Consider the following 13214-nt stretch of genomic DNA (forward strand, 5'->3'; position numbering starts at 1 on the left):
ATGGATAGCTTCGGTTTTCTGAAAGTGGCGGCAGCCGTGCCGCACGTACGGGTCGGCGACTGCGATTTCAATGCGGAGCGCATGGCCGCTATGGCCGACGAAGCGGCACAGCGGGGCGTGGAGATCGTCGCGTTCCCCGAGTTGGCCCTGACGGCCTACACCTGCGGCGACCTGCTGCTGCAACCCGCACTGCTCGACGCGGCCGACGAGGCGTTAGCAAGACTGGTACGCGACACGCGCAAGCTGCCGCTGACGATGATCGCGGGGGCACCGCTGCGCCACGCTCAGACGCTCTACAACTGCGCCGTGGTCTTCACGCAGGGGCGCATACTGGGCGTCGTCCCCAAAACCTATATCCCCGACTATACGGAATTCTACGAGAACCGCTGGTTCGCATCGGGCGCAGGCATCTCCGAAGAGACGATCCCCGTCGCGGGGCAGGCTGCGGATTTCGGCGCAGGCCTCACGTTCGAGGTCAACGGCACGGAGTTCGGCGTGGAGCTGTGCGAAGACCTCTGGACGGCAGTGCCGCCCTCGTCGCACATGGCACTCAGCGGCGCGAAGGTGATCTTCAACCTCTCGGCATCGCCCGAGGCCGTCGGCAAGCACGCCTACCTGCGGCAGCTCGTAGCGCAACAGTCGGCACGCACGATAGGGGGTTATGTCTACTGCTCGGCCGGCTTCGGCGAATCATCGACTGACCTGGTATTCGCCGGGAACGGCATCATCGCCGAAAACGGAAAGATCCTGCGCGAAGCGAAGCGTTTCGTGCTCGAAGAGCAGTTGGTGGTGGCCGACCTCGACATCGAGCGGCTGGAATTCGAACGCCTCAGGAACACCTCGTTCCGCGTGAATGAAGGCGCGGCGGAGAACACCGTGATCGAAATGGAAATCCCCGAAGGGCTGCGCGCGGCGGCGCTCGACCGCGAAATCGACCCGATGCCGTTCGTGCCGCAGGACGAAGCGCACCGCAGCCAGCGCTGCGAGGAGATCTTCCAGATACAGTCGCACGGGCTGGCCAAGCGGCTGGTACACACGCGCTGCGAGAAGGCCGTGGTCGGCATCTCGGGCGGGCTCGACTCGACGCTGGCGCTGCTCGTGGCGGTACGCACGTTCGACAAGCTGCAACTCGACCGCACGGGAATCATCGGCATCACGATGCCCGGGTTCGGCACCACGGATCGCACTTACAACAATGCGCTGGAACTGATGCGCAGCCTGGGCGTCACCGTGCGCGAAATCCCGATCCGCGACGCCTGCCTGCAACACTTCAGGGACATCGGGCTCGACCCCGAAGACCGCTCGGCGGCCTACGAGAACAGCCAGGCACGCGAACGCACGCAGATACTGATGGACGTCGCCAACATGGAGGGCGGGCTGGTAGTCGGCACGGGCGACCTGAGCGAACTGGCCCTGGGATGGGCGACTTACAACGGCGACCAGATGTCGATGTACGGCGTGAACGCCTCGGTGCCCAAGACGCTGGTGCGCCATCTGGTAAAATGGGTGGCCGACACCGAATCGGATGCGGGGGCCCGCGCCACGCTGCTCGACATCATCGACACGCCGGTCAGCCCGGAATTGCTGCCGGCGGACAAGGACGGCAGGATCAGCCAGAAGACCGAAGACCTGGTAGGCCCTTACGAACTGCACGATTTCTTCCTCTACAACTTCATCCGCGGAGGTTACCGCCCGGCAAAGATCCTGTTCCTGGCCGAACAGGCATTCCGCGGCAGCTACGACCACGCTACGATCCGGAAATGGCTGGAGGTATTCTTCCGCCGCTTCTTCTCGCAGCAGTTCAAGCGCTCGGCAATGCCCGACGGCCCGAAGGTCGGTTCGGTGGCCCTGTCGCCCCGGGGCGACTGGCGTATGCCTTCGGACGCCTCGGCAGCCGTATGGCTCAAGGAGCTCGAAACACTGTAACCCGTAAATACGAATAAATAAAAATGAAGAAAACCCTTTTGTCCATCGCCGCGGCACTGCTGCTCGCAGGCGGCGCCGCATCGGCACAGGACTGGCAGGAAGCACTGAAAAAGGCCGCGACGGAGGCCGCAGACAAGGCGACAGGCGGCAAACTGACCCAATATGCGCTGGTCGGGACATGGAACTACTCCGCTCCGGGCGTGAAATTCGAAGGCAACGACCTGCTGAGCCAGCTCGGGGGATCGGCGCTCGAAGGTACCGTCAAAAGCCAGCTCGACAAGGTCTACCAAACGGTGGGCATCAAGCCCGGCGCAGGTTCGGTCACGTTCGGCAAAGACGGCGCATTCAGTACCCAAATGGGCAATTACAAATTGTCGGGCACCTATACGTTCGACCCTTCGACCCATGTGGCCGCGATGAAATTCGCCAAGGAGAAGCTCGGCAAGGAAAAGCTCGACCTGGGCGAGGTTCCGGGGCACGTCTACCTCAGCGGGACGAAGATGGTACTGGTCTTCCCGGTCAGCAAGCTCATCGAGATCATCAAATCATACGGCAGCAAAATCTCGTCGATGGAGACCATCGTCGCCCTGCTCGAACAGTACAAGAACGTATACATCGGATTCGAATTCAGCAAGGAAACGGGAGAAAATGCGAAATAGTTGAAAAAAATTCATAATTTTTTCAAAATGACAGATTCACGGCGGATCTGTCATTTTTTATTACGGATATTTACCGATCGCTCCCCGCACTTCCCCGGACAGTAAGCAGATGGGGTGCAGAAGTCGCAAACGGCATAAGTAAAATATTTTAGCAATTTCTTAAAGAACTTGCAAAACTCGAACAGATACATTATTTTTACCACCGAACAGATTCCACAAACCCTTAAACACAGATTGACTATGAACGAGCAAGCACATCAGTACGTCGAAGATTTCATGGCGCAACTAATCCTCCGCAATCCCAATGAGCCGGAATTCCACCAGGCCGTCCGCGAGGTCGCCGAATCGCTGGCTCCTCACATCGTGGCGAGCCCCGTATTGCAGAAAATGAAAGTTCTGGAACGCATCGCGGAACCCGAGCGCGTCATCATTTTCCGTGTGCCCTGGCTCAACGACAAAGGCGAGATCGAGATCAACCGCGGCTACCGCGTGCAGATGAACAGCGCCATCGGCCCCTACAAGGGCGGCATCCGCTTCCACCCTTCGGTCAACCTGTCGATCCTGAAGTTCCTCGCCTTCGAACAGACCTTCAAGAACAGCCTCACGACGCTGCCGATGGGCGGCGGCAAGGGCGGTTCGGATTTCAACCCCAAGGGGCGCTCGGACAACGAGGTGATGAAATTCTGCCAGTCGTTCATGACCGAATTGCAGCGCCACATCGGACAGGACACCGACGTCCCGGCAGGCGACATCGGCGTCGGCGGCCGTGAAATCGGCTTCATGTTCGGACAGTACAAGCGCCTGCGCGACGAATTCACGGGAACGCTCACCGGCAAGGGACGCGACTGGGGCGGCAGCCCGCTGCGCCCCGAAGCGACGGGCTACGGCACCTGCTACTTCGCACAGGAGATGCTCGCCACGCGCAAGGAGTCGTTCAAAGGCAAGACCGTCTGCATCTCGGGATCGGGCAACGTGGCACAGTATGCCTGCCAGAAGGCGACGCAACTCGGTGCGAAGGTCGTGACGCTCTCCGATTCGTCGGGTTACATCCACGACCCCGAAGGCATCGACGAGGCAAAACTGGAATATGTAATGGAATTGAAAAATATCTTCCGCGGACGTATCAAGGAGTACGCCGACCGCTATCCGTCGGCCAAGTACTACCCCGGCGAGCGCCCGTGGGGCGTGAAGTGCGACATCGCCATGCCGTGCGCCACGCAGAACGAGCTGAACGGAGACCAGGCTCAGGCGCTCGTGGACAACGGCTGCATCTGCGTAGCCGAAGGGGCGAACATGCCCTCGACCCCCGATGCCATCCGCATCTTCCAGCAGCACAAGCTGCTCTTCGCCCCGGGCAAGGCTGCCAATGCCGGTGGCGTTGCGACCTCGGGGCTCGAAATGACGCAGAACTCGATGCGTATCACCTGGTCGCCCGAAGAGGTCGACGCAAAACTCCGCTCGATCATGGTGAACATCCACTCGGTATGCGTGCAGTACGGCACCCAGCCCGACGGCTACATCAACTACGTAGTCGGAGCCAACATCGGAGGCTTCATGAAGGTCGCCAACGCCATGCTGGCGCAGGGTTGCGTATAACCGGCAGCCAAGTATTAAGTATGGGAAATCCCGGGCTTCCGTAACAGAAGCCCGGGATTTTTTATTGTCCGTGCGCGAATTATCCGTGTGCGAAGAGTATCGTGCCGAGGGGGGGGGTGCGGAGGAGGGATTCGTGCGGAGACCCGCACCGGAAGCATATCCGGCCCGAAAACGGATTACAGGAACAGCACAGCCAGCGTCGCGACGGCAAAGCCGCCACAGAAACCCGCAAGCACCTGTTGTCCGTTATGGCAGCCGAGGTAAAGGCGTGCAGAAGCCAGCGCGCCCGCACAGAGGATGGCCACCATCAGCGGCACCATCATGTTGCCTACGCCCGCAACGTTCATCACCACCAGCAGTGCCACGGCAGCGCCCATGGCCGTAAGGTGCAGGCTGATCTTCCAGTAGAACGACACGACGAGGCAGAGCACTTCGCAGCACGCCGCGGCGATCATGAACTTGCGCAGGAAGATCGCCGACGGGATCTTGGCGATGGTGATGGCGCAAAGCACGTAGCAGACCGCCCCGACCAGCAGCGGCAGCAGCCGCTCGCGCCGGTTGTCCACCTTAAAGTCGGAAATACGGCCCAGCGAGCGCAGCACGCCCAACGCCAGCAGGGGGATGATCATCGCATAGAGCACGACGACCCACAGCAGGTAGAACTTCACATTGGCGGGATAATGCGCGAAAACGGTGAGCGTCAGCAACACGACGATCAGGTAGAGGGGCAGCAGGAACGGGTGCAGCACCCACGATATTCCGTTCGAAAGTTTCTTATACATCATTCAAATTTATCACGGCCTCCCGCCCCGCAGCTGTCCGGCAATTGTCCATCCGGCGGGAAGGCATATTTCCGGCAGTACGGCCGCCCGGTAAAAGGGCGTACGCGAAGCCGCCGGGTCGAAATTTCGCTATATCTGTTTGCGGAGCCGGGCGACGGGAATGCCCAGCATCTCGCGGTATTTGGCCACCGTGCGCCGGGCGATGCGGTAACCCTTGCCGTTGAGGATGTCCATCAGCGTCTCGTCCGTCAGCGGATGGCGCTTATCCTCGTCGTCGATACACTCCTGCAGGATATTCTTGATCTCGTAACTCGACACTTCCTCGCCGCTGTCGGTCTGCATCGCCTCCGAGAAGAGCGACTTCAGCAGGATGATGCCGAACTGCGTCTGCACGTACTTGCTGTTCACCACGCGCGAGATGGTCGACACATCCAGCCCCGTGCGGTCGGCGATGTCCTTGAGGATCATCGGCCGCAGTTTCGACTTGTCGCCGTCCTTGAAATATTCCTGCTGGTAGTCCAGAATGGTCTGCATCGTACGCATAAGCGTATCGTGGCGCTGCTTGATGGCCGAAATGAACCACTTGGCCGAGTCGATCTTGTTCTTCACGAACTGGATCGCCTCCTTGTCCTTCTCGCGGACAAGGCCGTCGGCACCTACCATTTCGCGGATCATGTCCATATAGCGGCGGTTGACGCGCACCTCGGGGACATTATACGAATTGAGCGACAGCTGGAAATGCCCGTCCTGATAGTCGAGGATGAAGTCGGGGATGATGTAGGGCGTCGTGTCGGTTCCGCCCTCGGCATAGAGGTTGCCGGGCTTGGGCGACAGGTGCCTGATCTCGGCGATGGCCTCGCGGAAATCGTCCTCGGAAACCTGCAGGCGCGACATCAGTTTTTCGTAATGCTTCTTGACGAACTCGTCGAAATAGGCAGTCAGTATCTTGCGCGCCAGCCGGCGGGGCCGCGAATTGACGGGTATCTGCGCCATTTGCAGCAACAGGCACTCCTGGAGATTGCGGGCGCCGATGCCGGCGGGTTCCAGTTCATGGATGATGCCGAGCAGTTTCTCCAGCTCCTCGGCCGAGGTCTCGATCCCGACCGTGAAGGCGATGTCGTCGGCCACGGACTCCAGGTCGCGGCGCAGGTAACCGTCCTCGTCGATGCTCCCGACCAGGTATACGGCCAGTTTCATCTCGCGCTCGGAAAGGTTGCGGAACCCCAGTTGTTCGATCAGGTACTCCTGCAACGAACGGCCCTCGGTCAGGAATACCGGGCGCTGCTTGTCGTCCTTCGAGTAGTTATTGATACGGCTTTTATAGGAAGGGGTGTCGTCTTCACGCAAATATTCGTCGACCGAAATCTGCTGGGGCTGTTCCTCGTCCTCGGCAGCACGATCCTCTTCCTCCAGCACGATATTGTCTTCGATCTCCTGTTTGATACGCTGTTCGAGCTGCACGGTGGGCAGCTCCAGCAACTTGATCATCTGAATCTGCTGGGGCGAGAGCTTCTGCTGAAGCGACAGTACCTGTTTCTGATTAATAGCCATACTTTTTCCAAATTAAGAATTAAAGGATTCTGAATTTGGTTTCTTCTTCGGGGTTAATATACAACACAAACGGCCGCAACCGGAAAATCGTATGGGGAAGCGCGATTCCGAGGCTTGCGCCGCACGGCCCGGACAGGTAAATATCCGGGTTATGCGCCGGTACGAAACAGCCTTCCCGGGCGGTTAAAATTCGGCGTTCTTCGGCGTGCGCGGGAAAGGCTGCACGTCACGGATGTTGGTCATGCCCGTCACGAAAAGCAGCAACCGGTCGAAGCCCAGGCCGAAGCCCGAGTGCGGGGCCGAACCCCAGCGGCGGGTATCGAGATACCACCAGAGTTCCCGTTCGTTCATACCGAGCTCCCGCACCCTTGCACGAAGCTTGCCATAATCGGCCTCGCGCTCCGAACCGCCGATGATTTCGCCGATTCCGGGGAATAATACGTCCATGGCGCGTACCGTCTTGCCGTCGTCGTTCTGCTTCATGTAGAAGGCCTTGATATCCTTGGGGTAGTTGATCAGGATAACCGGACGCTTGAAATGCTCCTCCACGAGGTAACGCTCATGCTCGGACTGCAGGTCGCACCCCCAGTCGCAGGGGAATTCGAACTTGCGGCCCGAAGCCTTCAGGATCTCGACGCCTTCGGTGTAATCGAGGCGCTTGAAATCGTTGTGCAGCACGAAGTTCAGACGTTCCAGCAACCCCTTGTCCCACATCTTGTTCATGAACTCGAGGTCTTCGGCACAGTTGTCCAGCGCATATTGGATCAGGTACTTGAGGAAATCCTCGGCCAGTTCCATGTTGTCCTCCAGTTCGTAGAAGGCAGCCTCGGGCTCGATCATCCAGAACTCCGACGCATGGCGCGGGGTGTTCGAGTTCTCGGCGCGGAACGTGGGGCCGAACGTATAGATACGTCCCAGCGAGAGGGCTCCCAGTTCGCCTTCGAGCTGGCCCGAGACGGTCAGGTTGCACGACTTGCCGAAGAAGTCCTGCGCATAGTCGACCTTGCCCTCATCGGTCTTGGGGACATCGTTCAGGTCGAGGGTCGTCACCTGGAACATGGCGCCTGCGCCCTCGCAGTCCGAAGCCGTGATGAGCGGCGTATGGAAATAATAGAAGCCCTGTTTGTTGAAATACTCGTGGATGGCATACGCCATGGCGTGGCGGATGCGCAACACGGCACCGAAGGTATTGGTTCGCGGACGCAGGTAGGCAATTTCGCGCAGGAACTCCAGCGAGTGCCCCTTCTTCTGGAGGGGATAGGTTTCGGGGTCGGCCGTGCCGTACACCTCGATCTTCGCGGCCTGCACCTCGACCCGCTGCCCCGACCCGAGCGATTCGACGAGCCGTCCGTCGACGCGGATGCAGGCGCCCGTGGTAATCGGCTTGAGCTGCTCCTCGTCGAATTTCGAAAGGTCGACGACCACCTGTATGTTCGCAACGCACGATCCGTCGTTCAGGGCGATGAACGCCACGTTCTTGTTTCCGCGCTTGGTGCGCACCCATCCCTTGACGACAATGTCGGTGTCCACGACGCCCGACTTCAGAATTTCTACGATTCTCTGCGTTTTCATATGATCAATTTTATCTATGCCTTTAACGGCTCTTTTTCCATCTTACAAAGATACCCATTATTTGCGATTTGGCAAAAAAAAAGTACCTTTGCCTAACCTATATTAAGAACACACGCATGAAACGTACGATACTGCTGACGGCGGCCATCCTCTGCGCCGCAGGCGCCCGGGCGCAGGAGGCATACGACCTGCTGATCCCCGAACCCGAAACCCCGGTAGCGCTCCGCCCCGTCGAAGGGGGCCGCATTTACCGCACGGAGGTCATTCCCTACGACAAGCGCCATGACGCCGATGCCCGCAACTTAGCGGGCGCCGACGCATATATGGCCTACACGCCCGAACCGTTCGCCGCATCGGGCGACGCGGTTGCCGTCGGGCAGGTGGTCGAAATACCCTACGTGTGGACGGACGGGGTCGTCTACCTGCATCTGGAAAACATAGGCACGGCCTACACCCTCACGGTCAACGACAGCAAGGTGGCCGAAGTCGAAGACCCTTCGACGCCCGCCGAATTCGCATTGACGCCCTACATCCGCGAAGGCAAGAACGCCATCGCGCTGACGCTGCGCCGCAGTGCCGCCGACCGGATCAACGCCGTCCCCGCCTCGCGCAAGGCTTTCGAGAACTGTTACCTTTACACGCAGACCAAACGTTCGATCCGCGATTTCGAGATCGCGCTCGTGCCCGACTCGACACGCAAATTCGGCGTGCTGGAGCTGGCGATCGTCGCGCAGAACGGTTTCAACTACGACGAACCCGTGACCGTAGGCTACGACATCTACTCGCCGCAGGGCAAGCTGCTCGAGTTCAACATGCAGGAGGTCACGATTCCCGGACGTTCGACCGACACCGTGCGCTTCACGCCCTTCATCTACGGCACCAACGCCAACAAGTGGGAGCCGGGCGCCAAGAACCCGCCGCTCTACAAGGTGATGCTCTTCACGCGCCGCGACGGGGCTTACCGCGAATACATGCCGCTGAAGATCGGCTTCGGCAAGACGGAGCTCGTCGACGGGCGCCTCACGCGCTTCGACAAGGAGCTGAAACTGGTCAAGGCCGGGTACAACGCCGCTGCCGACCGCAAGACGACCCTCGCGGAGCTGAAAGCGCTCAAGGCCAAGGGCAATAATACGATATGCCCCGACTATCCGCAGCCGGGGTGGTTCTATGACCTGTGCGACGAGCTGGGGCTTTACGTCATCGACTGCGCCAACATCAACGCACCCGAAAAGCGTGACGACCGGAAGGTCGGCGGCACGCCGTCGAACGACCCGTCGCTGGCGGACGAATACCTCGAACGCGTGAAGGCGATGTACTACCGTTCGCGCAACCATTCGTGCGTCATCGCATTCGCGCTGGGCGGCGAATCGGGCAACGGATACAACATGTACAAAGCCTATGAGTGGCTCAAGTCGGTGGAGAAGTCGCGCCCGGTGATCTGTGCGGATGCCGACGGCGAGTGGAATTCGGATTTGTAGGCAATGACCGTCGAACTGATCGTCATAGGTAAAACCGATTCGAAGGAGATCGCAGCGCTGGTCGAGATGTACGCCCGGCGTGTGAATTTTTACTGCAAGTTCGCGGTCACGGCCCTGCCCGACGTCCGAAACACCAGGAACCTCACGGTAAAACAACAGCGTACGGCCGAAGGCGAGGCCATCCTGCGCCAGACAACGGACGGCGACTACGTCGTACTGCTCGACGAGCGGGGCGAGGAGATGCGCTCGGTGGAATTCGCCTACTGGCTTCAGAAACGGATGAACAGCGGCGTGAAACGCCTGGTACTGGTGATCGGCGGCCCCTACGGATTCTCGGACGAGGTTTACAGGCGCGCCGATGCGAAACTGTCGCTCTCGCGCATGACCTTCTCGCACCAGATCGTGCGGGCGATCTTCGCCGAACAGATATACCGGGCCTTCACCATCCTCAACAACGAACCCTACCACCACGAATAGAACGATGCAGCAGCGCCCCGCCATAGCCGTCGTAGCCCCCAACGTCCTGATGGGCGTCGGGCTGAAAGCCATCCTGGAAAAGATCATCCCGATGGCCGACGTGGAGCTTTTCGGCGATTTCGAAACATTCGCGCAGGCAACCCCGGAACGGTTCTTCCACTTCTTCGTCGCGGCACAGCTGTTCGTCACGCACAGTTCGTATTTCCGCCCGCTGCGCCACAAGACGATCCTGCTTTGCAACGGGCAGCCGCAGCCGGCCTATGCGGACATGCACAGAATCGACGTCTGCACCAGCGAAGAGACCGTCGTACGCGATATCCTGCGTATGCACCACGGGGCGCACCACCACGAGCACGACATCGCAGGCGCCGCTCACCCCGCAATCGCACAGCTCTCGGGACGCGAAGCCGAGGTACTGGCCCTCATCGCCCGGGGCTATATGAACAAGGAGATCGCCGACCGCCTGCAAATCGGGCTGACGACGGTCATCTCCCACCGCCGCAACATCATGGAAAAGCTGGGCATTCGCTCGGTGGCCGGGCTGGCAATCTACGCCATGACGGCCGGATATGTCGCGGGCGACGAACTCTGAGCGCCTCCTCACAAATTAGGATTGCAGCTTCCGAAATAATTCCGTTACTTTGCAGTTGAATTAAACGTCTTATCGTGCACCGCAAACAACTGTTCATAGCACTCCTGCTGCTGCCGCTCCTGTCGGCTGCCGCGGGGAGGCATTCGTCTGCGCCACTCCCGGCAGCGGAAACCGCGGCGGTACGTGCGGCTGCCCAAGGACAGGCGGAAACGGAAGTACAGGCCGGGGCGGCAGAGCAGGCGACAACCGCAGGACAGGCCGTAAACGGAGGCTCCGCGGGAATCGGGGGACAAGCAGGAAACGCAGGGCAGGCCACGTTCGGGAAATACCCGGCGACCGAAGACAATTCGACAGCCGAAGCGACCACAGACGCGGGCGAGGCCGACCCCGCGGGCGTCGACACGGTGATCGTGGTGGACAAGGTACAGGTAACGGCCATCAAACAGGGCATGGTGCTGCGCTCGCAGCCCGTGGCGGCAGCCATCGTCGGCAGCCGCGCCATCGAACGGGGGCATGTCGACGCCCTGAAAAACCTCTCGCAGAACGTCCCCAACTTCTACGTCCCCGACTACGGGTCGCGCATGACCTCGTCGATCTACGTCCGCGGGCTCGGGGCACGGATCGACCAGCCGGTCATGGGGCTCAACATCGACAACGTTCCGGTGCTGAACAAGGACAATTACGACATGGAACTGGCCGACGCAGAGCGCATCGAAGTGCTGCGGGGCCCGCAGTCGACGCTCTACGGGCGCAACACGATGGGCGGCGTCATCAACGTATACACGCTCTCGCCGCTCGCATACGAGGGTGTCCGCCTGAGCGCCGAATACGGCAGCGGCGACAGCTACCGGTTCAGGGCTTCGTCCTATTACAGGATAAACCCCGACCTGGGCATGGCCGTGACGGGCTATTACACGCATACGGGCGGATTCTTCGAGAACCTCGCAACGGGCGAAAAATGCGACTGGGAGCGGATGGGCGGCGGACGCTGGAAGGCGCAGTGGCGCAACCGTGCGGGATTGCGGATCGACAATACGCTTTCCTTCTCGGTGCTCGAACAGGGCGGGTATCCCTATGCCTACGTCGGCGAGGAGATCGTGCACGACGGGCAGACGGTCATCCGCCCGGGCGAGATACGCTACAACGACCCGTGCTCCTACCGCCGCACGACCCTCAGCGACGGGCTCACGGTGCGCTACGACGCCGGCAGTTTCTCGGTGGCCTCGATCACCAGCTACCAGTATTCCGACGACGAGATGATCCTCGACCAGGATTTCCTGCCCCTTTCGTATTTCACGCTCAAACAGGCGCGTACGGAACACACTCTCACCGAGGACATTGTATTCCGCTCGCACGAACGGGGGGCGTACCGCTGGCTGCTGGGCGCATTCGGATTCTACCGCCACGGCGTGATGAACGCCCCGGTGCATTTCAAGCAGACCGGCATCGAGGAGCTGATACTCAGCAACGCCAACGAACACGACCCGCAATACACCTACGACGCATGGGACAACGACGAGTTGCTGCTGGGCAGCCGCTTCCGCAACCCCTCGGCAGGCGGAGCGCTCTACCACGAATCGAACTACACGGCCGGACGCTGGCGCTTCACCGCGGGCCTGCGCTTCGACTACGAGCACACCCGCCTGCGCTACCGCAGCTCCACGCAGACCGGCTACACGGCGACCGACCGCGTGAGCGGCACGACGGGGCACTACCCCCTGTCGATCGACATCCGCAATACGCTCAAGCGGAATTTCACCGAAGTACTGCCGAAATTCTCGGTGCTCTATGCCTTCGACGAGATACACAACCTCTACGTTTCGGTGGCCAAAGGGTACAAGGCCGGCGGGTTCAACACGCAGATGTTCTCCGACGTGCTCCAGCAGAAGATGATGAACGAAATGGGGTTCGGGACGGTCTACGACGCGGATAAAGTCGTGAGCTACGAACCCGAATACAGTTGGAACTACGAATTGGGCGGGCACTTTTCGTGCATGGAAGGCGCCGTGCGGGGCGATTTCGCGCTCTTCTACATCGACTGCCGCGACCAGCAGCTCACAATCTTCCCCGAAGGGACGACCACCGGGCGCATGATGACCAATGCCGGACGCACGCGCAGCTTCGGCGGCGAGTTGTCGCTGCAGGTATCGCCGTGGCAGAACCTCGACATCAATGCGGCCTATGGATACACAAATGCCAAATTCGTCCGTTATAACGACGGGAAAACCGATTACAAGGGCAACTACCTGCCCTACGCGCCGCAGCATACGCTGTCCGCAAATGGGGCGTGGACGATCCCCACGGGGGTGCAGTGGCTCGGAAATATCGTCCTGCAGGCCGGTGTCCGCTGCGCGGGGCGCATCTGGTGGAACGAGGAGAATTCGCTCTCGCAGCCATTTTATGCGCTGGTCGAAGCCTCCCTGCGTTTCGAACAGAAACACTATTCGGTCGACATATGGGGGCGCAACCTCGCGGACGCGGGTTACAACGTATTTTATTTCAAGTCCATCGGCAACGAATTCGTACAGCGCGGACGTCCCAGGACATTCGGCATAACACTGAATATTAACCTATAACGACA

Annotated in this window: 10 protein-coding genes; 7 read left to right on the forward strand and 3 right to left on the reverse strand. The window is 60.0% G+C overall.

Annotated features, from left to right (window positions below; genetic code table 11):
- From QVP03_RS04965 to gdhA, 3 genes are all read left to right on the forward strand, one after another.
- On the forward strand, nucleotides 1-1926 hold the full coding sequence (locus QVP03_RS04965) for an NAD(+) synthase (RefSeq protein ID WP_022332463.1): 1926 nt from the start codon (nucleotides 1-3) through the stop codon (nucleotides 1924-1926).
- Between the two features lie 23 nt (nucleotides 1927-1949).
- On the forward strand, nucleotides 1950-2585 hold the full coding sequence (locus QVP03_RS04970; protein WP_022332464.1) for a DUF4923 family protein: 636 nt from the start codon (nucleotides 1950-1952) through the stop codon (nucleotides 2583-2585).
- A gap of 240 nt (nucleotides 2586-2825) precedes the next feature.
- Nucleotides 2826-4181, forward strand: a complete 1356-nt coding sequence (gene gdhA, locus QVP03_RS04975) for an NADP-specific glutamate dehydrogenase (protein WP_022332465.1) — start codon at nucleotides 2826-2828, stop codon at nucleotides 4179-4181.
- Nucleotides 4182-4357: 176 nt separating this feature from the next.
- Here the strand turns inward: gdhA and QVP03_RS04980 are convergent, their stop codons facing one another.
- The 3 genes from QVP03_RS04980 to asnS all read right to left on the reverse strand — a co-directional run bounded on the left by QVP03_RS04980 (nucleotide 4358) and on the right by asnS (nucleotide 8086).
- Nucleotides 4358-4966 (reverse strand): hypothetical protein, encoded by a 609-nt coding sequence (locus QVP03_RS04980; protein ID WP_022332466.1) that lies wholly within the window; start codon nucleotides 4964-4966, stop codon nucleotides 4358-4360.
- Between the two features lie 126 nt (nucleotides 4967-5092).
- Complete coding sequence (rpoN, locus tag QVP03_RS04985; protein ID WP_018695123.1) at nucleotides 5093-6514, reverse strand: RNA polymerase factor sigma-54; 1422 nt, start codon at nucleotides 6512-6514, stop codon at nucleotides 5093-5095.
- 183 nt (nucleotides 6515-6697) lie between these two features.
- Nucleotides 6698-8086, reverse strand: coding sequence for an asparagine--tRNA ligase (gene asnS, locus QVP03_RS04990; protein WP_022332467.1), 1389 nt, complete (start codon nucleotides 8084-8086; stop codon nucleotides 6698-6700).
- A gap of 116 nt (nucleotides 8087-8202) precedes the next feature.
- Between asnS and QVP03_RS04995 the strand changes: the two genes are divergently transcribed.
- From QVP03_RS04995 to QVP03_RS05010, 4 genes are all read left to right on the forward strand, one after another.
- The gene (locus tag QVP03_RS04995; protein ID WP_022332468.1) at nucleotides 8203-9564 is read left to right on the forward strand and encodes a glycoside hydrolase family 2 TIM barrel-domain containing protein; all 1362 of its coding nucleotides are present in this window, start codon (nucleotides 8203-8205) and stop codon (nucleotides 9562-9564) included.
- A gap of 3 nt (nucleotides 9565-9567) precedes the next feature.
- Entirely contained in the window at nucleotides 9568-10041 is a 474-nt protein-coding gene (rlmH, locus tag QVP03_RS05000) for a 23S rRNA (pseudouridine(1915)-N(3))-methyltransferase RlmH (protein ID WP_022332469.1), read from the forward strand.
- 4 nt (nucleotides 10042-10045) lie between these two features.
- Nucleotides 10046-10633 carry a helix-turn-helix transcriptional regulator gene (locus QVP03_RS05005; RefSeq protein ID WP_022332470.1) on the forward strand — a complete coding sequence of 196 codons (588 nt, stop codon included), beginning with the start codon at nucleotides 10046-10048 and terminating at the stop codon, nucleotides 10631-10633.
- A gap of 74 nt (nucleotides 10634-10707) precedes the next feature.
- On the forward strand, nucleotides 10708-13209 hold the full coding sequence (locus QVP03_RS05010; RefSeq protein WP_022332471.1) for a TonB-dependent receptor: 2502 nt from the start codon (nucleotides 10708-10710) through the stop codon (nucleotides 13207-13209).
- Nucleotides 13210-13214 lie beyond the last annotated feature (5 nt).

It is taken from the genome of Alistipes sp. CAG:29 (genome assembly GCF_000435435.1).
Classification (GTDB): domain Bacteria; phylum Bacteroidota; class Bacteroidia; order Bacteroidales; family Rikenellaceae; genus Alistipes; species Alistipes onderdonkii.